The sequence below is a fragment of the Pseudomonas chlororaphis genome (genome assembly GCA_001023535.1).
GTDB lineage: Bacteria > Pseudomonadota > Gammaproteobacteria > Pseudomonadales > Pseudomonadaceae > Aquipseudomonas > Aquipseudomonas chlororaphis_E.
Genome location: CP011020.1, coordinates 538,650 through 558,317, shown reverse-complemented (window position 1 = coordinate 558,317; position 19,668 = coordinate 538,650). Strand labels below are relative to the sequence as shown.

General features: G+C 62.7%; 17 protein-coding genes. 7 read left to right on the top strand and 10 right to left on the bottom strand.

Annotation, left to right across the window (positions count from 1 at the left end; all coding sequences use genetic code 11):
* Positions 1 to 127 precede the first annotated feature (127 nt).
* On the bottom strand, positions 128 to 1,048 hold the full coding sequence (locus VM99_02310; protein ID AKJ96939.1) for a LysR family transcriptional regulator: 921 nt from the start codon (positions 1,046 to 1,048) through the stop codon (positions 128 to 130).
* Positions 1,049 to 1,204: 156 nt separating this feature from the next.
* Between VM99_02310 and VM99_02305 the strand changes: the two genes are divergently transcribed.
* Complete coding sequence (locus VM99_02305) at positions 1,205 to 2,599, top strand: multidrug transporter (protein ID AKK01672.1); 1,395 nt, start codon at positions 1,205 to 1,207, stop codon at positions 2,597 to 2,599.
* Between the two features lie 106 nt (positions 2,600 to 2,705).
* On the opposite strand, the gene VM99_02300 is transcribed toward VM99_02305, so the two are convergent.
* Positions 2,706 to 4,370 carry a diguanylate cyclase gene (locus VM99_02300; GenBank protein ID AKJ96938.1) on the bottom strand — a complete coding sequence of 555 codons (1,665 nt, stop codon included), beginning with the start codon at positions 4,368 to 4,370 and terminating at the stop codon, positions 2,706 to 2,708.
* Positions 4,371 to 4,645: 275 nt separating this feature from the next.
* On the opposite strand from VM99_02300, the gene VM99_02295 reads away from it, so the two are divergent.
* A complete protein-coding gene (locus tag VM99_02295) occupies positions 4,646 to 6,655 on the top strand; it encodes an ATP-dependent DNA helicase Rep (GenBank protein ID AKJ96937.1) in 2,010 nt (669 codons plus the stop codon).
* Positions 6,656 to 6,710: 55 nt separating this feature from the next.
* On the top strand, positions 6,711 to 7,283 hold the full coding sequence (locus VM99_02290; protein ID AKJ96936.1) for a xanthine phosphoribosyltransferase: 573 nt from the start codon (positions 6,711 to 6,713) through the stop codon (positions 7,281 to 7,283).
* Between the two features lie 127 nt (positions 7,284 to 7,410).
* Here VM99_02290 and VM99_02285 read toward each other — a convergent pair whose 3' ends face one another.
* The 6 genes from VM99_02285 to VM99_02260 form a co-directional block, all read right to left on the bottom strand.
* Entirely contained in the window at positions 7,411 to 9,333 is a 1,923-nt protein-coding gene (locus VM99_02285; protein ID AKJ96935.1) for an acetyl-CoA hydrolase, read from the bottom strand.
* 140 nt (positions 9,334 to 9,473) lie between these two features.
* Positions 9,474 to 9,887: a cytochrome C gene (locus VM99_02280; protein AKJ96934.1), complete on the bottom strand. Its 414-nt coding sequence runs from the start codon at positions 9,885 to 9,887 to the stop codon at positions 9,474 to 9,476.
* 184 nt (positions 9,888 to 10,071) lie between these two features.
* Entirely contained in the window at positions 10,072 to 10,620 is a 549-nt protein-coding gene (locus VM99_02275) for an XRE family transcriptional regulator (GenBank protein ID AKJ96933.1), read from the bottom strand.
* A 128-nt stretch (positions 10,621 to 10,748) separates the two neighbouring features.
* Complete coding sequence (gene alr, locus VM99_02270; GenBank protein AKJ96932.1) at positions 10,749 to 11,822, bottom strand: alanine racemase; 1,074 nt, start codon at positions 11,820 to 11,822, stop codon at positions 10,749 to 10,751.
* Positions 11,823 to 11,919: 97 nt separating this feature from the next.
* Positions 11,920 to 12,273, bottom strand: coding sequence for a cytochrome C2 (locus VM99_02265; protein AKJ96931.1), 354 nt, complete (start codon positions 12,271 to 12,273; stop codon positions 11,920 to 11,922).
* On the bottom strand, positions 12,245 to 13,549 hold the full coding sequence (locus tag VM99_02260) for an amino acid dehydrogenase (protein AKK01671.1): 1,305 nt from the start codon (positions 13,547 to 13,549) through the stop codon (positions 12,245 to 12,247). Before VM99_02260 ends, VM99_02265 begins: the two co-directional genes overlap by 29 nt.
* Positions 13,550 to 13,705: 156 nt before the next feature.
* Here VM99_02260 and VM99_02255 point away from each other — a divergent pair, with 156 nt between their 5' ends.
* Entirely contained in the window at positions 13,706 to 14,194 is a 489-nt protein-coding gene (locus VM99_02255) for an AsnC family transcriptional regulator (GenBank protein ID AKJ96930.1), read from the top strand.
* A gap of 50 nt (positions 14,195 to 14,244) precedes the next feature.
* On the opposite strand, the gene VM99_02250 is transcribed toward VM99_02255, so the two are convergent.
* On the bottom strand, positions 14,245 to 14,598 hold the full coding sequence (locus VM99_02250; GenBank protein AKJ96929.1) for a Fe-S oxidoreductase: 354 nt from the start codon (positions 14,596 to 14,598) through the stop codon (positions 14,245 to 14,247).
* Between the two features lie 145 nt (positions 14,599 to 14,743).
* Here VM99_02250 and VM99_02245 point away from each other — a divergent pair, with 145 nt between their 5' ends.
* Positions 14,744 to 16,057 carry an FAD-dependent oxidoreductase gene (locus VM99_02245; protein AKJ96928.1) on the top strand — a complete coding sequence of 438 codons (1,314 nt, stop codon included), beginning with the start codon at positions 14,744 to 14,746 and terminating at the stop codon, positions 16,055 to 16,057.
* Positions 16,058 to 16,175: 118 nt separating this feature from the next.
* Here the strand turns inward: VM99_02245 and VM99_02240 are convergent, their stop codons facing one another.
* Positions 16,176 to 16,421 (bottom strand): hypothetical protein, encoded by a 246-nt coding sequence (locus VM99_02240; GenBank protein AKJ96927.1) that lies wholly within the window; start codon positions 16,419 to 16,421, stop codon positions 16,176 to 16,178.
* A gap of 176 nt (positions 16,422 to 16,597) precedes the next feature.
* On the opposite strand from VM99_02240, the gene VM99_02235 reads away from it, so the two are divergent.
* A complete protein-coding gene (locus tag VM99_02235) occupies positions 16,598 to 18,031 on the top strand; it encodes a GntR family transcriptional regulator (GenBank protein AKJ96926.1) in 1,434 nt (477 codons plus the stop codon).
* A 61-nt stretch (positions 18,032 to 18,092) separates the two neighbouring features.
* Positions 18,093 to 19,658, top strand: coding sequence for a phospholipase (locus VM99_02230; protein ID AKJ96925.1), 1,566 nt, complete (start codon positions 18,093 to 18,095; stop codon positions 19,656 to 19,658).
* Positions 19,659 to 19,668: the final 10 nt, after the last annotated feature.

Genomic DNA, 19,668 nt, shown 5'->3' with positions numbered 1-19,668 from the left:
GAAATAAGGTAGGTGGTTTGCCCTTTCTGAACGAGGGTTCCATGTTCACGGATTCGGCAGCGCCACCGAATACTTGAGCGATCTGGAAGGAATAATGCCAAGTGGCTAGCCCCTGAAGTGCAACGTTTCAGCCAAGACGCTCCACCGCAGGCAGTTGCATGGCCTTGACCTCGCTCTGGAGAAAGTCACTGAGCCGCCGCAAACGGTCACCTCCCGGGCGGGTTTTCGGCCACACCAGGTAATAGTGCTCACCGCTGGCGACAGCGGTCGGCCAGGGCAGACTCAAGCGCCCCTGGGCCACATCCTCGGCCACCATCAGCAGATCCCCCATGGAGACACCGTACCCACGCGCGGCGGCAATCATGCCCAACTCCAGGGTGTCGAACACTTGTCCGCCCTTGAGCGACACCTGGTCGGACAAGCCCATGCGCTCCAGCCAACTGCGCCAGTCTCGGCGATCCGGCGTGGGGTGCAGCAACTCGGCCTTGGCCAGTCGCTGCACATCCCAGGGTTGATCGTTCAGCAGATTCGGCGCGCCCACCGGAATCAGTTCCTCGGGAAACAACAGGCTGGCCTCCCAGTCCACGGGAAAATGCCCGTTGCCCAGCAAGACCGCGCAATCGAACGGCTCGGTGTTGAAGTCCACCGCATCGATGTCCATCCAGGCGCTGGTCAGTTGCACTTCGTTGCCGGGCTGCAAATGCCGGAAGCGGCTCAAGCGCGCCAATAGCCAGCGCATGGTCAGGGTCGAAGGCGCCTTCATCCGCAAGATGCCGTCTTCACCGTGCAAGGTATGGCACGCCCGCTCCAAGGCCATGAAGCCGTCGCGCACACCCGGCAGCAGCAACCGCGCCGCTTCGGTCAGTTGCAGGTTGCGCCCGCTGCGATGAAACAAGCGACAGGCGAAATGCTCCTCCAGCGTACGAATATGCCGGCTGACCGCGCTCTGGGTAATCGACAGCTCCTCAGCGGCGCGAGTGAACGAGCTGTACCGCGCCGCCGCTTCGAATGCCCGCAGCGCATAAAGAGGGGGAAGACGACGAGACAAGGGAAAAACTCCGGGAGCGATTGGCACACCCTAACAGAACTTCAGTTGCATGAGTTTTAATCATGTCAGCGATCGTTTTTATCCTTTTGTGCAGACCGTCGTGAACGCCGAGAATCGTTGCTTTACTGCCTCATTCGAACAGGGAGCGTGATGATCATGCGGCATCCGGTGCGTACCGAACTCTGGGCCATCCTGCGGTTGGCGGGGCCGCTGATTGCCTCGCAGTTGGCGCACATGCTGATGGTGCTCACCGACACCGTGATGATGGCGCGCCTGAGCCCTGAAGCCCTGGCTGGAGGCGGCCTCGGGGCAGCCAGTTACTCGTTCGTGTCGATTTTTTGCATCGGCGTGATCGCGGCGGTGGGGACGCTGGTAGCGATCCGCCAAGGCGCGGGAGACATCGAGGGCGCCACCCGCCTGACCCAGGCCGGGCTATGGCTGGCCTGGCTGATGGCGCTGGTGGCGGCTTTGCTGTTGTGGAACCTCAAGCCGGTGTTGCTGCTGTTCGGCCAGACTGAAACCAATGTGCTTTCCGCCGGCCAGTTCCTGCTGGCGCTGCCGTTTGCCCTGCCCGGCTACTTGAGTTTCATGGCCCTGCGCGGCTTCACCAGCGCCATTGGCCGGGCCACGCCGGTGATGGTGATCAGCCTCGGCGGTACGGTAGCCAATTTCCTGCTCAACTACGCCCTCATCACTGGCCTGTTCGGCTTGCCCAAACTGGGCCTGATGGGCATCGGCCTGGTCACGGCGATCGTCGCTAACGGCATGGCCCTGGTGCTGGCCTGGCACATCCACCGGCACCCGGCCTATCGCGCGTACCCGTTGTTGGACGGCCTGTTTCGCCCCAACCGTCAATACCTCAGGGAACTGTGGCGCCTGGGCCTGCCGATCGGTGGCACCTACGCCGTGGAAGTCGGACTCTTTGCGTTCGCGGCGCTGTGCATGGGCACCATGGGCAGCACACCGTTGGCGGCGCATCAGATCGCCCTGCAGATCGTCTCGGTGGCATTCATGGTCCCGGCGGGCATGTCTTATGCCATCACCATGCGCATCGGCCAGCACTATGGCGCCGGGCAGTTACCCAAGGCGCGCCTGGCCGGGCGGGTCGGGATCGGCTTCGGCGCGGCGGTGATGCTGGCGTTCGCCATGGTCTTCTGGCTGCTGCCCCACGCGCTGGTCGGCCTGTTCCTGGACCACAACGACCCGGCGTTCGCCGAGGTGATCAACCTGGCGGTGAGCTTGCTGGCGGTGGCGGCGTGGTTCGAGCTGTTCGACGGCGCGCAAACCATCGCCATGGGCTGCATTCGCGGGCTCAAGGACGCCAAGACCACCTTCCTGGTTGGCCTGGGCTGTTATTGGCTGATTGGTGCGCCGGCGGCGTGGTGGATGGCTTTCCACCTGAACTGGGGCGCAACCGGTGTCTGGTGGGGCCTGGCACTGGGCCTGGCCTGTGCAGCCGTGAGCTTGACGCTGGCGTTCGAATGGAAGATGAAGCGGATGATCAGGGGCGGGTCGGGATCGCAGAGTTTCGCGGCCATTCAGGTCGACTGACAGCCGTTGTGGGAGCGGGCTTGCTCGCGAATGCGGCGTGTCAATCAAAGTCTCCCTGACTGAACCGGCGCATTCGCGAGCAAGCCCGCTCCCACAGGGTATCGTATCAAGCCGTGACCTCGGTCGACTTGCCATCGAACGTCAGGTACTCCACCAGTTCGGGCAACGGCAACGGTTTGCTGATCAGGAAGCCCTGCACCTGATCGCAGCCGAAGCCCCGCAGCAAATCCAGTTGTTCCGGGGTTTCCACCCCCTCGGCCACCACCTCCAGCTTGAGGTTGTGAGCCAGGTTGATCATGGCGTGGACCAGCTTGCGGTTTTCTTCGCGTTGCTCCATCCCGCCGACGAAGCTCTTGTCGATCTTGAGCAAGGCAATGGGCAGGCTGTTGAGGTGCACGAACGAAGAGAACCCGGTGCCGAAGTCATCCAGGGAGAAGCGCACGCCCAGTCGCCCCAAGGCGTCCATGGTTTGCCTGACCAGTTCGCTGCGGCGCATCACGGCGGTTTCGGTCAGTTCGAATTCCAGCCACTGGGCCTCGACACCCCGTTCGGCGATCAACCGGCTCAGGGTTGGCAGCAACTGGCTGTCCTGGAACTGCCGGAACGACAGGTTGACCGCCATGTGCAACGGCGCCAGCCCGCGCTCGCGCAGTGCCTGCATGTCCCGCAGCGCCCGGGAAATCACCCAGTAGCCCAGCGGCACGATCAGGCCGCTCTGCTCCGCGAGCGGCACGAACTCGCTCGGCGGCAGCAGGCCACGTTCCCCGTGACGCCAGCGTACCAGCGCCTCCAGGCCCACGATGTTGCCGCCATCGAGGTTCAGCCGGGGCTGGTAATGCAACTCCAGCTCGTCGCGACGCAACGCCCGGCGCAGTTCGCTTTCCAGGTCGGCGAGGCTGCGAGCATTGCGGTTGATCCGCTCATTGAAGATATGAAAGGTACAGCCCTGGGTGCTCTTGGCCTGCTGCATGGCGATGTGGGCATGCCACATCAGCGGATCGGCGCCGGCCTGGGCCCGGGCGTGGGCGATGCCCAGGCTACAGCCGATCAGCAGGCTTTCGCCGTCTATCCAGTAGGGTTCGGCCATGGCCTCGGTGATGCGCTCGGCCATCCACTCGGCCCGCTGCGGCGCGCGCCGGGTGTCGATCAGCAAGGCGAATTCATCGCTACCCAGCCGCGCCAGCCGGTCACCGGCCTCGAGCGCGCCCTTGAGTCGCGACACCACCTGCAGGATCAGGCGATCACCGGCCTGGTGGCCGAGGGCGTCGTTGGCGTGGCGAAAATTGTCCAGGTCCAGGTGCCCGAGGGCCAGGCCGCGGCCGTCGTTTTCAGCCAGGCGCGCCGCCAGCAGGGTCTGGAAGCCCTGGCGGTTGGCGATGCCGGTCAGCGGGTCCTGCTCGGCGAGGCGCTGCAAGGTATTTTCCAGTACCCCGCGTTCGCGCACATGCCGTAGGCAACGGCGCAGGGTCGCGGTGTCGAGGGCATCACGCACCAACCAGTCACTGACACCATCTGGGACCGTCGCAGGCTCATGCTCGAGCAACAGAATCGTGGGCAGACGGCAACGGCCCGGCGCCGGCTGCAATGCGGTGATCGTCAGCAGCACGGCGTTGCGATTGTCTTCGAACAGGCTGCTGACGGACTCCCAGCTCGGTGCGCTGATCAGGACGACCGAGGGCCCCATGGGTGCCAGGCACTCGCGCAAGACCGCTGACCACTCAGGCGTTTCGGCCAATAACAGCAAACGCAAGGGTTCGACAGGCGTTGACAAGCTGACTCCCTAGACTCTGCAAGGTGGTTGGCGCGGGGCATTATGACCTGCCGACGGGCAATGACCAATGCTACTGGTTCTCAAACACGTGCTTTCGGTAGATTTTCTTCTACGCGAAGTCGTACGTTAGACGCAAATTCGCCCCATATCCTGCGTTAAAGTGGCAGAAGCGGCAAATGACAATGCTGTAGGGGTCACAAGTCGGACAGAGCAGCACAATTCTGTGAGCCTGTTAAAATGCCGGCCCATTTTGCAAACGACTCCCTGACCCTGTCATGTCCCGACTCAATCCCCGGCAGCAAGAAGCCGTGAACTATGTCGGCGGCCCTCTTTTGGTGCTCGCCGGTGCAGGCTCCGGCAAGACCAGCGTGATCACCCGCAAGATCGCCCACCTGATCCAGAACTGCGGCATCCGTGCCCAGTACATCGTCGCCATGACCTTCACCAACAAGGCCGCCCGGGAAATGAAGGAGCGGGTCGGCACCCTGCTGCGCAGCGGCGAAGGCCGTGGCCTGACGGTCTGCACGTTCCATAACCTGGGCCTGAACATCATCCGCAAGGAGCACGCGCGGCTGGGCTACAAACCGGGCTTCTCGATTTTCGACGAGACCGACGTCAAGGCCTTGATGACCGACATCATGCAGAAGGAATACTCGGGCGACGACGGCGTCGACGAGATCAAGAACATGATCGGCGGCTGGAAGAACGACCTAGTGCTGCCGCCAGAAGCCCTGGAAAACGCCCGCAACCCCAAGGAACAGACTGCCGCCATCGTCTACGCCCACTACCAGCGCACGCTCAAGGCGTTCAACGCGGTGGACTTCGACGACCTGATCCTGCTGCCGGTCAAGCTGTTCCAGGACCACGCCGACATCCTCGAAAAATGGCAGAACAAGGTCCGCTACCTGCTGGTGGACGAATACCAGGACACCAACGCCAGCCAGTACCTGCTGGTGAAGTTGCTGATCGGCAAGCGCAACCAGTTCACCGTGGTGGGCGACGATGACCAGTCGATCTATGCCTGGCGCGGCGCCCGCCCGGAAAACCTGATGCTGCTCAAGGAAGACTACCCGTCGCTCAAGGTGGTGATGCTGGAGCAGAACTACCGCTCCACCAGCCGCATCCTGCGGTGCGCCAACGTGCTGATTTCCAACAACCCCCACGAGTTCGAAAAGCAACTGTGGAGCGAAATGGGCCACGGTGACGAAATCCGCGTGATCCGCTGCCGCAACGAAGACGCCGAGGCCGAACGCGTGGCCATGGAAATCCTCAGCCTGCACTTGCGCACCGACCGGCCCTACAGCGACTTCGCGATCCTGTATCGCGGCAACTACCAGGCCAAGCTGATCGAACTGAAACTGCAGCACCACCAGATCCCCTATCGCCTGTCGGGGGGCAACAGTTTCTTCGGGCGCCAGGAAGTGAAGGACCTGATGGCCTACTTCCGCCTGATCGTGAACCCGGACGACGACAACGCCTTCCTGCGGGTGATCAACGTCCCACGCCGGGAAATCGGTTCGACTACCCTGGAAAAACTCGGCAACTACGCCACCGTGCGAAAGATCTCGATGTACGCCGCCACCGACGAGATCGGCCTGGGCGAGCACCTGGACAGCCGTTTCACCGATCGCCTGGCGCGGTTCAAGCGCTTCATGGACAAGGTCCGCGAGCAGTGCGCGGGCGAAGACCCGATTTCGGCGCTGCGCAGCATGGTCATGGACATCGACTACGAGAACTGGCTGCGCACCAACAGTTCCAGCGACAAGGCGGCCGACTACCGCATGAGCAACGTGTGGTTCCTGATCGAGGCGTTGAAGAACACCCTGGAAAAGGACGAAGACGGCGACATGACCGTCGAGGACGCCATCGGCAAACTCGTGCTGCGGGACATGCTTGAGCGCCAGCAGGAAGAGGAAGACGGCGCCGAGGGCGTGCAGATGATGACGCTTCACGCGTCCAAGGGACTGGAGTTCCCTTACGTGTTCATCATGGGCATGGAAGAAGAGATCCTGCCGCACCGCTCCAGCATCGAAGCCGACACCATCGAAGAAGAACGGCGCCTGGCCTACGTCGGCATTACCCGGGCTCGTCAGACGCTGGCCTTCACCTTCGCCGCCAAGCGCAAGCAATATGGCGAAGTCATCGACTGCGCGCCCAGCCGCTTCCTCGATGAACTGCCGCCGGACGACCTGGCCTGGGAAGGCAACGACGACACGCCGACGGAAGTCAAAGTGGTGCGTGGCAACAGTGCCCTGGCCGATATACGTGCGATGTTGAAGCGTTAGAATCGACTACTTTTTACTGACCCCAGGCGCCGCCGGCGTCATCAGAGGAGGCTTCATGGAAGCCCTGCACCAGAAAATCCGCGAACTCGGCATCGTGCTTTCCGATCAAGTCCTGAAAGTCGACGCGTTCCTGAACCACCAGATCGACCCGCAGTTGATGAAGCTGATCGGCGACGAATTCGCCGCGCTGTTCAAGGATTCCGGCATCACCAAGATCGTTACCATCGAAGCCTCGGGCATTGCCCCGGCGATCATGACCGGCCTGAACCTCGGCGTGCCGGTGATCTTCGCCCGCAAGCAGCAATCGCTGACCCTGACGGAAAACCTGCTGTCGGCCACCGTGTATTCGTTCACCAAGAAGACCGAAAGCACCGTCGCCATCAGCCCCCGGCACCTGACCAGCAGCGACCGGGTGCTGATCATCGATGACTTCCTGGCCAACGGCAAAGCGTCCCAGGCGCTGATCTCCATCATCAAGCAAGCCGGCGCCACCGTGGCCGGGCTGGGAATCGTGATCGAGAAATCCTTCCAGGGCGGCCGTGCGGAACTGGATGCCCAGGGCTACCGCGTCGAGTCCCTGGCCCGGGTGAAATCCCTGGCCGGTGGCGTGGTCACCTTCATCGACTGATCGCCCACCGCCTATCCCTTGTGGGAGCGGGCTTGCTCGCGAATGCGGTGTATCAGCCAGAGATATGTCGACTGAAACTCCGCATTCGCGAGCAAGCCCGCTCCCACAAGGGGACCCCGGTTAGGCCCTATTGTGCAGTGGCCTTGAGCCCCGCCAGCAACAAGCGCTGGAACAAGTCCTCCTTCAGCCCCTCGGTGCTCGCCAGTTGCATCCGCTCCAGATGCTCGGGGTACAGAGAGGGCTCCGGGGCATCCAGCGCGGCCTTGCCCAGCTCCAGCATCTCGCTGAGCTTGAACTTGCTCTTGAGCCAGTTCAGCGCCCGCAGCAAGTCCCGCTCTATCCCATCGAAGTCGCAGCCCAGCGGGTATTCGGGGAACAGGTTCGGATGCCGTGCCTGGATCGCCTGCAAACGCTCTGGCGTGTTGTCGGCGAACCGTGGATCGAGGCGGAAATCCTTCGGTAATTTGCCGGCATTCTGGGCCTGTTCGATCAGTCCCGGCTGAAAGCGTGAATCGCTGATATTCAGCAGTGCCTCGATCACCGCGGCATCGGTCTGGCCGCGCAGGTCGGCGATACCGTACTCGGTCACCACGATGTCCCGCAGATGCCGGGGAATCGTGCAGTGGCCGTATTCCCAGACAATGTTCGAGCTGATCTCCCCGCCCGCCTCACGCCAACTGCGCAACAGCAGGATCGAACGCGCGCCTTCCAGTGCATGGCCCTGGGCGACGAAGTTGTACTGCCCGCCCACGCCACTGAGCACTCGCCCATCCTCCAACTGATCGGCCACGCCGGCGCCCAGCAGGGTCATGGTGAAGACCGTGTTGATGAAACGTGCGTCGAGTCGCTGCAGTCGCTTGAGCGGCTCCTGGCCGTACAACTCGTTGATGTAGCTGATGCGGGTCATGTTGAATTCGAGCCGCCGGGCATCGGGCAACTCATGCAGGCGCTGGTAGAAACTGCGCGGGCCGAGGAAGAATCCGCCGTGTATGCAGACGCCGTCGGGTTGCGCGGCCTCGTCGAGGGTGCCGGCGTTGGCCTGTTCCTGGGTGGCTTCGTCGGGGTAGACCTTGCGCCGGATGATCCCGGCTTCCGCCAGGACCAGCAAACCGTTGACGAACATCTCGCTGCAGCCATACAGCCCTTTGGCGAACGGCTGCACCCCACCTTCGCGTTCGATCAATTGTGCCCACTGGCTGAGATTCAGGTCCGTCAGCAACGCCTGGTAGCCGGCATTGTCCGCCTGGCGCGCCAACAAGGCGGCCGTCAATGCATCGCCCATGGCGCCGATGCCTATCTGCAACGTCCCGCCGTCACGCACCAGCGTGCTGGCGTGCAGGCCGATCAGGTGATCCTGGAAGCCCACCGGCATGTTCGGCGTGGAAAACAGCGTGTGATTGTCTTTCTCGTCGATCAGCAGGTCGAAGCCGTCGATGCCGACTTCGGCGTCACCCGGCATGTAGGGCAAGTCGCTGTGCACCTGGCCGACCAGTAGGATGGTCTCCCCGGCTGCTCGCCGCTTGGCGATCATGGGCAACAGGTCCAGGGTGATGTCCGGGTTGCAGCTCAGGCTCAGGCGGTCCGGGTGTTGTGGGTCGCTGGCCACCAGTTGCGCCACCAGGTTCAACCCGGCGGCATTGATGTCCCGGGCCGCGTGGCTGTAGTTGCTGCTGACGTAGTCTTGCTGGGCCGGCGCGCTGTTCAACAGGCTGCCGGGCTGCATGAAGAACTGCTGGACGCGAATATTGGCCGGCAGGTCGCCTTGATGCAGCGCCGAGAGGTAATCCAGCTCCGGGTAGTCGCCGAAAACCCGCTCGATGAATGGTTCGAGGAAGCGTTTTTGCAAGCCGTCGCCCAGGTTCGGCCGCCCCAGGCTCAGGGCCGTGTAAATCGTCAACTGGCGCTCGGGCAATTCAGCGATGCGCCGGAACAACGCATTGGCGAACAGATTGGGCTTGCCCAGCCCCAGCGGCATGCCGAGGTGGATATGGGCGGGCAGGCGCTCAAGCACGTCCTCCACCGCCTGCTCGATTGAACACAACTGCACCATCCGACCCTCCGAGACATTGCCCTGAATGTGGCTTGGACCGAACTTGCCGGGTCTTGGTTGCGCCGAACCGCTCGCAAGGGTTGTTCACAGGCGCAAAAAAGCCGCTCGTAAGCGGCTTTCCTGTGGCAGGTGGCAGCGAATTACAGGCCGGACATCTCTTTGATGGCGCCCTTGAGCTCGTCATCCGTGCAATCGGCGCATGTGCCTTTCGGCGGCATGGAGTTGATGCCGGTAATCGCCTTGGCGAGGATGCCGTCGAGCCCGCCCTGATGATCAGCGCGCTCTTTCCACGCTGCCTTGTCGCCAATTTTCGGCGCGCCCAGCAGACCGGTGCCGTGGCAAGCATTGCAGTGCTTGGCAATCACGTCTTTCGGCGCCTTGGCGCCTCCCGCACCACCTGCGGCGGCGGCGACTTCCATACCCTTGCATTCCTGCCCCTGAACGCAGACCTGGCCGACGGGTTCGAGGCGCTTGGCGATTTCGTCGTTGGTCGCCGCTTGGGCGCTGACTGCCCATAGGGCCAATGCGGTTGCTGGTACAGCCAGCATTTTCATAATTAGGTTCACGCGTACACCCTCAATGGTGGCTAGTCACGCCTGCGGCCACGGTTTGCAGGCGGGCGCAAGTATAGCGGTAAGCCCGTCACACTGAAACAACCCTAAAGTCACAAGGGTCTTGTTCGTGGTGACCACTTACCCCCCCGGGCGCCTCTGCCGTGTGGGCTTGGCGCCTCTTTCCTTAGAAATTGGCCGGTGTGGCTGCGCTGATCAGTCGCGCCGGCGCATCGAACGGATTACGAAAACGATGAGGCTTGGTGCTTTCAAAATAGTAGCTGTCGCCCGCCTCGAGCACGAACGTTTCCAGACCCACCACCAACTCCAGCCGCCCTTCCACCAGGATCCCGGTTTCCTCGCCCTCATGGGTGAGCATTTCCTCACCGGTGTCGGCGCCAGGCGGGTAGATTTCGTTCAGGAAGGCGATCGCTCGGCTCGGATGGGCCCGGCCCACCAGCTTCATGGTCACGGCGCCGTCGGAGATGTCGATCAGTTCGTTGGCTTTGTAGACGATCTGGGTCGGTTTCTCCTGAAGGATTTCCTCGGAGAAAAACTCGACCATGGACATGGGAATCCCGCCAAGGACCTTGCGCAGCGAGCTGATCGAGGGGCTGACGCTGTTCTTCTCGATCATCGAAATGGTGCTGTTGGTGACGCCCGCACGCTTGGCGAGTTCACGCTGGGAAAGGCCTTTGAGTTTACGAATGGATTGCAGTCGTTCACCGACGTCCAATGCTGGAGCCTCCAGGGAATCAGGTTGTGTGGAAAGTGAGCGTTATCATGGCGACAGCGTTCAGTATTTACAACACTTTGACCCGAATCCTGTGCGGCGAAGCGACTTTCGGTAGGGCACGCCGGGCATCAGCGCCCGGAATAGAGCCGTGGCACCCGTCGCAGGTTGCAGAAAATCTGGTAAGGAATCGTGTCGGCGGCCTTCGCCACGTCGCTGGCAAGCACGTTCCTGCCCCACAGCTCCACGGTCGAACCCAGCCCGGCCTGGGGGACGTGGGTGAGGTCGACGCACAACATGTCCATCGACACCCGCCCGACCAGTTGGCTGCGCTGCCCCGCCACCAGCACCGGCGTACCCGTGGGCGCCTGGCGCGGATAGCCGTCGGCATACCCCATGGCAACCACCCCGACCCGGGTCGGTTGCGTGGTCACGAAGCGGGCGCCGTAGCCCACGGGCTCGCCGGCAGGCAATTCGCGCACGCTGATGATCTTCGACTCCAGGGTCATCACCGGTTGCAGGCGCGCAGCGACTTCGTTGGGCTCCTCGAACGGCGTGGCTCCGTAGAGCATGATGCCCGGCCGTACCCAGTCGCTCGGCATCTGCGGCCACCCGAGCACGGCAGGGGAATTGCGCAGGCTGATCTGCGCCGCCAGCCCTTGGCGAGCCGCTTCGAAGACTGCCAGTTGGTGAGTGCTGCTGGGATCGTGCAGCTCGTCGGCCCGGGCGAAATGGCTCATCAGGACGATCTTCGCCACGTTGCCACTGGCCAGCAGGCGACGATAGCCGGCCTGGTAGTCCGCCGGGTGCAAGCCGACCCGATGCATGCCGGAGTCGAGTTTGAGCCAGACCGTGATCGGTTTGCTCAGCCGTGCCTGCTCAAGCGCTTCGAGCTGCCAGAGCGAATGCACCACGCACCACAAGTCATGCTCGATGATCAGCGACAGCTCATCGGCTTCGAAGAACCCTTCCAGCAACAGGATCGGCCCGCGGATCCCGCCGGCACGCAGTTCCAGGGCTTCTTCGATGCACGCCACGGCGAACCCGTCGGCCGTGTCCTGCAGCGCCTCGGCGCAGCGCACCGCACCATGCCCATAGGCATCGGCCTTGATCACCGCCAGGGCCTTGGCCCCGGTGACTTCGCGGGCCAATTGGTAATTGTGACGCAGGGCTTGAAGGTCGATCAGGGCACGGGCAGGACGCATGGCGGCAGGCTTCTAGGCGGTCATGAATAAAAAACCGGTGCTGGCCGAGGGTGCGAACCACCGACAGCACCGGAAGAGGGATCTGTTTGACTGAGGCTTAAGGCAGCGCGGCCACCACCGACAACTCCACCAAGATTTGCGGCTCGCACAGCTTGGCTTCCACCGTGGCACGGGCCGGGGCGGTGCCCTTGGGCAGCCATTGGTCCCAGACGGCGTTCATGCCGGCGAAGTGAGCGTCGATGTCCTTCAGGTAGATCGTCACCGACAACAGGCGGCTCTTGTCGGTCCCGGCCAGGTCGAGCAACCGCTCGATGTTGGCCAGGGTCTGGCGAGTCTGCTGTTCAATACCGGCGCTCATGTCGTCGCCGACCTGCCCCGCCAGGTAAACGGTGCCGTTGTGCACGACGACCTGACTCATGCGGTCATTGGTGAGCTGGCGCTGGATTGACATGTTTCGCAGACTCCTTTTTTTGGCTGCCATAACGGGAAATATCGAGGCCTTCTGCGCTGATCTGCGGCTTTTTCTTCGCCATCAGGTCGGCCAGCAGACGGCCGGAACCACAAGCCATGGTCCATCCGAGGGTGCCATGGCCGGTGTTCAGGAACAGGTTCTTGAACGCGGTGGCGCCCACGATCGGCGTGCCGTCCGGGGTGGTCGGGCGCAGGCCGGTCCAGAAGCTGGCCTGGGCCAGATCGCCGCCCTGAGGATAAAGGTCGCCCACGATCATCTCCAGGGTTTCACGCCGACGCGGGTTGAGGGACAGGTCAAAACCGGCGATTTCAGCCATGCCGCCCACGCGAATGCGGTTGTCGAAACGGGTGATCGCCACCTTGTAGGTTTCGTCAAGAATGGTCGAGGTCGGCGCCATCGACGGGTTGGTGATCGGGACGGTCAGGGAGTAACCCTTGAGTGGATACACCGGCGCACGAATCCCCAGGGGTTTGAGCAATTGCGGCGAATAGCTGCCAAGGGCGAGGACGTAGCGGTCGGCGGTTTCCAGCTTGCCGTCGATCCACACTCCGTTGACGCGATCGCCGGCGAAGTCCAGGCGCTGGATGTCCTGGCCGAAGCGGAACTGTACGCCGAGCTTCACGGCCATTTCCGCCAGGCGCGTGGTAAACAGCTGGCAGTCGCCGGTCTGGTCATTGGGCAGGCGCAAGGCACCGGCCAGGATGTCCGTGACGTTGGCCAAGGCCGGTTCGACCCGGGCGATGCCTTCGCGGTCGAGCACTTCGAAAGGCACGCCCGACTCTTTGAGCACCGCGATGTCTTTTGCCGCGCCATCGAGCTGGGCCTGGGTGCGGAACAGCTGGGTGGTACCCAGGCTCCGGCCTTCGTAGGCGATGCCGGTTTCGGCACGCAGCTCATCGAGGCAGTCGCGGCTGTACTCGGAGAGGCGGACCATGCGCTCCTTGTTGATGGCATAACGGCTGGCGGTGCAGTTACGCAGCATCTGCGCCATCCACAGGTACTGGTCGATGTCGGCAGTGGCCTTGATGGCCAGCGGCGCATGGCGTTGCAACAGCCACTTGATGGCCTTGAGCGGCACACCTGGCGCGGCCCACGGTGAGGCGTAGCCCGGCGACACCTGCCCGGCGTTGGCGAAGCTGGTTTCCATGGCTGGCGCCGGCTGACGGTCGACCACCACCACTTCAAACCCGGCTCGCGCCAGGTAGTAAGCACTGACGGTACCGATGACGCCGCTACCCAAGACCAGAACGCGCATGTTGTTGCCCTCATCGCGGATAACCGCTGACGTTTTGTTGTACATACCTTCGATGGACGCAGTGTAAAAAAGAATAGCCAGTGCTTTTCACTATATAACTGCCTATATTTGGCGAGAATTCTCGGCAAAAACCCTTTTCACGGAGGCGCATCACCTGTGCGTACCAATACCCAGACCAAGCGTGAGCTGGACAAGATCGACCGCAACATCCTGCGCATCCTCCAGGCGGACGGGCGGATCTCCTTCACCGAACTGGGGGAAAAGGTCGGCCTGTCCACCACGCCCTGTACCGAACGGGTGCGGCGCCTGGAGCGTGAAGGCATCATCATGGGCTACAACGCACGGCTCAATCCCCAGCACCTGAAGGGGAGCCTGCTGGTGTTCGTGGAAATCAGCCTCGACTACAAGTCTGGCGATACGTTTGAAGAATTCCGACGCGCCGTGCTGAAATTGCCCCACGTGCTGGAGTGCCACCTGGTGTCAGGCGATTTCGACTACCTGGTGAAGGCACGGATTTCCGAGATGGCCTCGTACCGCAAGCTACTGGGGGACATCCTCCTCAAGCTGCCCCATGTGCGCGAATCCAAGAGCTACATCGTGATGGAAGAGGTGAAGGAAAGCCTGAGCCTGCCGATTCCGGATTGAGGCCCTTCGCGAGCCGGCTCGCGAAAAGGCACTCGAGGATTCACCCACCGTCAGACCAGCACCTGGCGATTGGACGCCATGTATTGATGGATCTGCCGCTCGACCCGAGGATGAATCAGCTCCACCGGTCGCCGCCCGTTGGGGCATGGCAAGGTCGCCGTCGTGCCGAACAGCCGGCAGACCAGCGGTCGCTCGTCATACACGGTGCAACCGCTGGGCCCCAGGTGCACGCAATCGAGCGCCTCAAGGGCGGCATCCTGTTCGGCGCGGGTCTTGCGCGGCAAACGGGCCATTTCCTCCGGCGAGGTGGTCACCGGACCACAGCAGTCGTGGCAGCCGGGAACGCACTCGAACGAGGGGATCTGCTGGCGCAGCGTGCGGATTTTCTGACTGTTGCAACTCATGAAAACGACTACCGACGAGGACACAGAACGATTCTGCCCTAAAACCCTCATCCCAGACACCGCCAGCCGACCGCTGTTGCTCGGGGATGAATCCGCGGCTTATGCTCCGTCAAATTTCTCAAACACCACAATCAGGATTACGCACATGAACGCCCGTGTTCAGCAACCGGTCCCGAGCCACGCGCACGCCGCCTCCTATTACGCCGCCAGCAGCTTGCCGCAACCGGACCATCCGTTGCTGCAGGGCGAGTGCGTGGCGGACGTGTGCGTGGTGGGCGGCGGGTTTTCCGGGCTGAACACCGCCATCGAACTGGCCGAACGCGGCATGAGCGTGGTCCTGCTGGAGGCCCACAGGATCGGCTGGGGCGCCAGCGGCCGCAACGGCGGCCAGTTGATCCGGGGGGTTGGCCATGGCCTGGAGCAATTCGCCCCGGTCATCGGTTCCGACGGCGTCCGTCAGATGAAACTCATGGGCCTTGAAGCCGTGGAAATCGTCCGACAACGTGTCGAGCGTTTTCAGATCCCCTGCGACCTGACCTGGGGCTACTGCGACCTCGCCAACAAGCCCGGCGACCTGGAAGGTTTTGCCGAGGACGCCGAAGAACTGCGCAGCTTGGGTTATCGCTACCCGACCCGGCTCCTGCAAGCACACGAAATGCATAGCGTGGTGGGTTCGGACCGCTACGTCGGTGGCCTGATCGACATGGGTTCGGGCCACCTGCATCCGCTGAACCTGGCCCTGGGCGAAGCCGCCGCCGCGCAACAGCTTGGGGTCAGGCTGTTCGAGCAGTCGGCGGTCACCCGCATCGATTATGGCGCCGAAGTAAAAGTGCACACCCGGCAGGGTTCGGTCCGCGCCAAGACACTGGTGCTGGGCTGCAACGCCTACCTCAACGGACTCAACCCAGAGCTCAGCGGCAAGGTGCTGCCCGCCGGCAGCTACATCATCGCCACCGAACCCCTGAGCCACGCCCAGGCCCAGGCCTTGTTACCGCAGAACATGGCGGTGTGTGACCAACGGGTGGCACTGGACTACTACCGTCTCTCGGCGGATCGTCGCTTGCTGTTCGGTGGCGCTTGTCATTATTCAGGTCGCGACCCGCAGGACATCGGCGCCTACATGCGGCCGAAAATGCTCAAGGTGTTCCCGCAATTGGCGAACGTGAAGATCGATTACCAGTGGGGCGGGATGATTGGTATCGGCGCCAACCGATTGCCACAGATCGGCCGGCTCAAGGACCAACCCAACGTGTATTACGCCCAGGCCTACTCCGGTCATGGCGTGAACGCCACGCACCTGGCCGGCAAACTGCTGGCCGAAGCTATCAGTGGGCAACAAAGCCGCGGTTTCGACCTGTTCGCCCAGGTGCCGCACATGACCTTCCCTGGCGGCAAGCACCTGCGCTCGCCGCTGCTGGCGCTGGGAATGTTATGGCACCGGTTGAAAGAGTTGGTTTAACCCAAAAAACCGTGGCGAGGGAGCTTGCTCCCGCTCGGTTGCGCAGCGACCGCAAAATCTCAGGGTTGCTGCACGACCCAGCGTGAGCAACCGCCCTCGCCACAAGTTCCTTATCGTTTCAACCCCGCCAGAACGGCTTGAGCCCCTCTTCCCGCGCCTGCTCCCGGTCCAACCCGATGTCACGCAACTGTTCGGGTGTCAGCGTCAATAAGGCTTTGCGTGTATGCAGGCGCAACCAGAACAGGTCCCAGCGGCTCAGGTGGGCCGGCGCATTGCGCGACATCGTGTTGCGCAGCCCCTTATCCTGCCCTGCCACCAGTTCCTGACTGTGTAACGTCAGCCGCACATCGCTCAAGCCGTTCATTTTTGTCGCTCCTGTTTACTTGGGTAGCCAGAGGTTCCATGATGTGCGAACGGCAGAAAGCGATACAGATTCAATCGTTTTGTTTTACTTCCATACAGATTGAGCCTTTCGCGCACTGAATCGTCGTTTTCCAACCCAACTGTATTGGTTGCCGTAGTCCTCCTCGAGAATGCGCCATGACTCTCTACGTGAACCTCGCCGAATTGCTCGGCACCCGCATCGAACAAGGCTTCTACCGCCCGGGCGACCGGCTGCCATCGGTACGAGCGTTGAGCACGGAGCACGGCGTCAGCTTGAGCACGGTGCAGCAGGCCTATCGCGTGCTGGAGGACAGTGGCCTGGCGATGCCGAAACCCAAGTCCGGTTATTTCGTACCGGTCAGCCGCGCGCTGCCGGACCTACCGGTGGTGGGCCGTCCCGCCCAGCGGCCCGTGGATATTTCCCAGTGGGACCAGGTGCTGGAACTGATACGCGCGGTGCCGCGCAAGGATGTGGTGCAGTTGGGACGGGGCATGCCGGACATCAACTCGCCGACCATGAAGCCGCTGTTGCGCAGCCTGGCGCAGATCAGTCGTCGGCAAGACATGCCAGGGCTGTATTACGACAACATCTACGGCAACCTGGCGCTGCGTGAACAGATTGCCCGGCTGTTGCTGGATTCAGGTTGCCAGTTGGGCGCCAACGATCTGATTGTCACCACCGGCTGTCACGAAGCGCTGTCTGTCAGCATTCGCGCCACGTGCGAGCAAGGCGATATCGTCGCCGTGGACTCCCCCAGCTTCCATGGCGCCATGCAAACCCTCAAGGGCCTGGGCATGAAGGCGCTGGAAATCCCCACCGACCCGCTCACCGGTATCAGCCTGGAGGCCCTGGAACTGGCCTTGGAACAATGGCCGATCAAGGCCATACAGTTGACGCCCAGTTGCAACAATCCGTTGGGCTACATCATGCCGGAAGCCAACAAACGCGCCCTGCTGACCCTGGCACAGCGCTTCGACGTGGCGATCATCGAAGACGATGTGTATGGAGAACTGGCCTACACCTACCCACGCCCCCGCACGATCAAGTCCTTCGACGACGATGGCCGGGTCCTGCTCTGCAGTTCCTTTTCCAAGACCCTGGCCCCTGGCCTGCGCGTGGGCTGGGTCGCGCCCGGCCGGTACCTGGAACGGGCGCTGCACATGAAGTACATCAGCACCGGCTCCACCGCCCCACAGCCCCAGATCGCCGTGGCCGAATTTCTCAAGGGCGGGCATTTCGAACCACATTTGCGCCGGATGCGCGCGCAATACCAGCGCAATCGCGACGTCATGATCGATTGGGTCAGCCGCTATTTTCCGCCAGGCACCCGCGCCAGCCGGCCCCGGGGCAGCTTCATGCTATGGGTCGAACTGCCGGAAGGCTTCGACACCCTCAAGCTCAACCGGGTCCTGCATGATCAGGGCGTACAGGTCGCCGTCGGCAGCATCTTTTCCGCCTCCGGCAAGTACCGCAATTGCCTGCGGATGAACTACGCTGCCAAGCCAACGGCCCAGATCGAAGAGGCCGTGCGCAGGGTGGGCGCCGCCGCTATCGCGTTGTTGAACGAAACCCAGCGCGACGCCGTCTGATCTGTACGCCGGGAAGCGGCATCCAACAGCCCATCAACGCAATCGAGCGGAACGATCCTACGTGAGATCCAGACCGATCCTGCCAGCGCTACTGCTAGTCGCCTCGCTGCTGGGCGGCTGCGCCAGTCTTGATGTCACCCGCGAGCCCTCCCAGGCACTACCGGCCAGCGAATCCTCCTTTGGCCGCTCGGTCCAGGCCCAGGCGGCGCCCCATGAAGGGCAGTCGGGCTTTCGCCTGCTCCCCGACAGTACCGACGCGTTCATCGCCCGGGCCGAGTTGATCCGCCACGCCCAGAGCAGCCTGGACTTGCAGTACTACATCGTCCACGACGGCATCAGCACCCGGATGCTGGTGGACGAATTGCTCAAGGCCGCGGACCGCGGTGTGCGAGTGCGGATCCTGCTGGACGACACCGCCAGCGACGGCCAGGAAGAAACCATCGCGACCCTGGCCGCCCACCCACAGATCCAGGTCCGCCTGTTCAACCCCTTGCACCTGGGCCGGGCCACCGGGGTGACCCGCGGCCTTGGACGCCTGTTCAACCTGTCGCTGCAACACCGGCGCATGCACAACAAGCTGTGGCTGGCAGACAACAGCATGGCCATCGTCGGCGGCCGCAACCTGGGGGATGAGTATTTCGACGCAGAACCCAACCTGAACTTCACCGACATCGACCTGCTCGGGGTCGGCCCGGTGGCCGAACAACTGGGCCACAGCTTCGACCAGTACTGGAACAGCGCCCTGAGCAAACCCATCGAACAGTTCCTGTCCCATCGCCCCACGCCCAAGGACCTGGCCGACAGTCGGGCGCGCCTGCAAGCGTCCCTTGAACAGACCCAAAAGGAAAATCACGCGCTCTACCAGCAACTGACCACCTACAAGACCCAGCCACGCCTGGACACCTGGCGCAACCAGCTGATCTGGGCCTGGAACAAGGCGATGTGGGACGCGCCGAGCAAGGTGCTGGCCAAGGACGAGCCCGATCCGCAGTTGCTGCTGACCACTCAACTAGCGCCAGAGCTGACGGGCGTCAGCAAAGAACTGATCATGATTTCCGCCTACTTCGTCCCGGGCCAGCCAGGGTTGGTCTACCTGACCAGTCGCGCCGATGCCGGCGTGTCGGTGAGCCTGCTGACCAACTCCCTGGAGGCCACCGACGTGCCGGCGGTGCATGGCGGGTATGCGCCGTACCGCAGGGCCTTGCTGGAGCACGGTGTGCGCCTGTTCGAACTGCGCCGACAACCGGGCGAAACCGGCGGCCGCCCGCACCTGTTCTACAGCAGGTCCTACGGCGAGTCGGACTCGAGCCTGCACAGCAAGGCGATCATTTTTGACCGGCAGAAAGCCTTTATCGGTTCGTTCAATTTCGACCCGCGCTCGGTGCTGTGGAACACCGAGGTCGGCGTTTTGGTGGACAGCGAAGCGCTCGCCGGCCAGGTGCGTGAGCTGGCCCTGCAAGGCATGGCCCCGGCCTTGAGTTATCAGGCACGACTGAAGGACGACACCCTGGTCTGGACCACCGAAGACAACGGCACGCTACACGACCTGGACCACGAACCCGGCAGTTGGTGGCGCCGCTTCAATGCCTGGTTCGCCAAGACCGTCGGCCTGGAGCGGATGCTGTAGCCCGCGTTAT

Bases quoted from the DNA above. Each gene is read 5' to 3' on its own strand.
- alr (AKJ96932.1), bottom strand. From the start codon at position 11,822: ATGCGTCCTGCCCGTGCCCTGATCGACCTTCAAGCCCTGCGTCACAAT.
- VM99_02295 (AKJ96937.1), top strand. From the start codon at position 4,646: ATGTCCCGACTCAATCCCCGGCAGCAAGAAGCCGTGAACTATGTCGGC.
- VM99_02260 (AKK01671.1), bottom strand. From the start codon at position 13,549: ATGCGCGTTCTGGTCTTGGGTAGCGGCGTCATCGGTACCGTCAGTGCT.
- VM99_02290 (AKJ96936.1), top strand. From the start codon at position 6,711: ATGGAAGCCCTGCACCAGAAAATCCGCGAACTCGGCATCGTGCTTTCC.
- VM99_02265 (AKJ96931.1), bottom strand. From the start codon at position 12,273: ATGTCAATCCAGCGCCAGCTCACCAATGACCGCATGAGTCAGGTCGTC.
- VM99_02285 (AKJ96935.1), bottom strand. From the start codon at position 9,333: ATGGTGCAGTTGTGTTCAATCGAGCAGGCGGTGGAGGACGTGCTTGAG.
- VM99_02280 (AKJ96934.1), bottom strand. From the start codon at position 9,887: ATGAAAATGCTGGCTGTACCAGCAACCGCATTGGCCCTATGGGCAGTC.
- VM99_02250 (AKJ96929.1), bottom strand. From the start codon at position 14,598: ATGAGTTGCAACAGTCAGAAAATCCGCACGCTGCGCCAGCAGATCCCC.
- VM99_02245 (AKJ96928.1), top strand. From the start codon at position 14,744: ATGAACGCCCGTGTTCAGCAACCGGTCCCGAGCCACGCGCACGCCGCC.
- VM99_02235 (AKJ96926.1), top strand. From the start codon at position 16,598: ATGACTCTCTACGTGAACCTCGCCGAATTGCTCGGCACCCGCATCGAA.
- VM99_02305 (AKK01672.1), top strand. From the start codon at position 1,205: ATGCGGCATCCGGTGCGTACCGAACTCTGGGCCATCCTGCGGTTGGCG.
- VM99_02240 (AKJ96927.1), bottom strand. From the start codon at position 16,421: ATGAACGGCTTGAGCGATGTGCGGCTGACGTTACACAGTCAGGAACTG.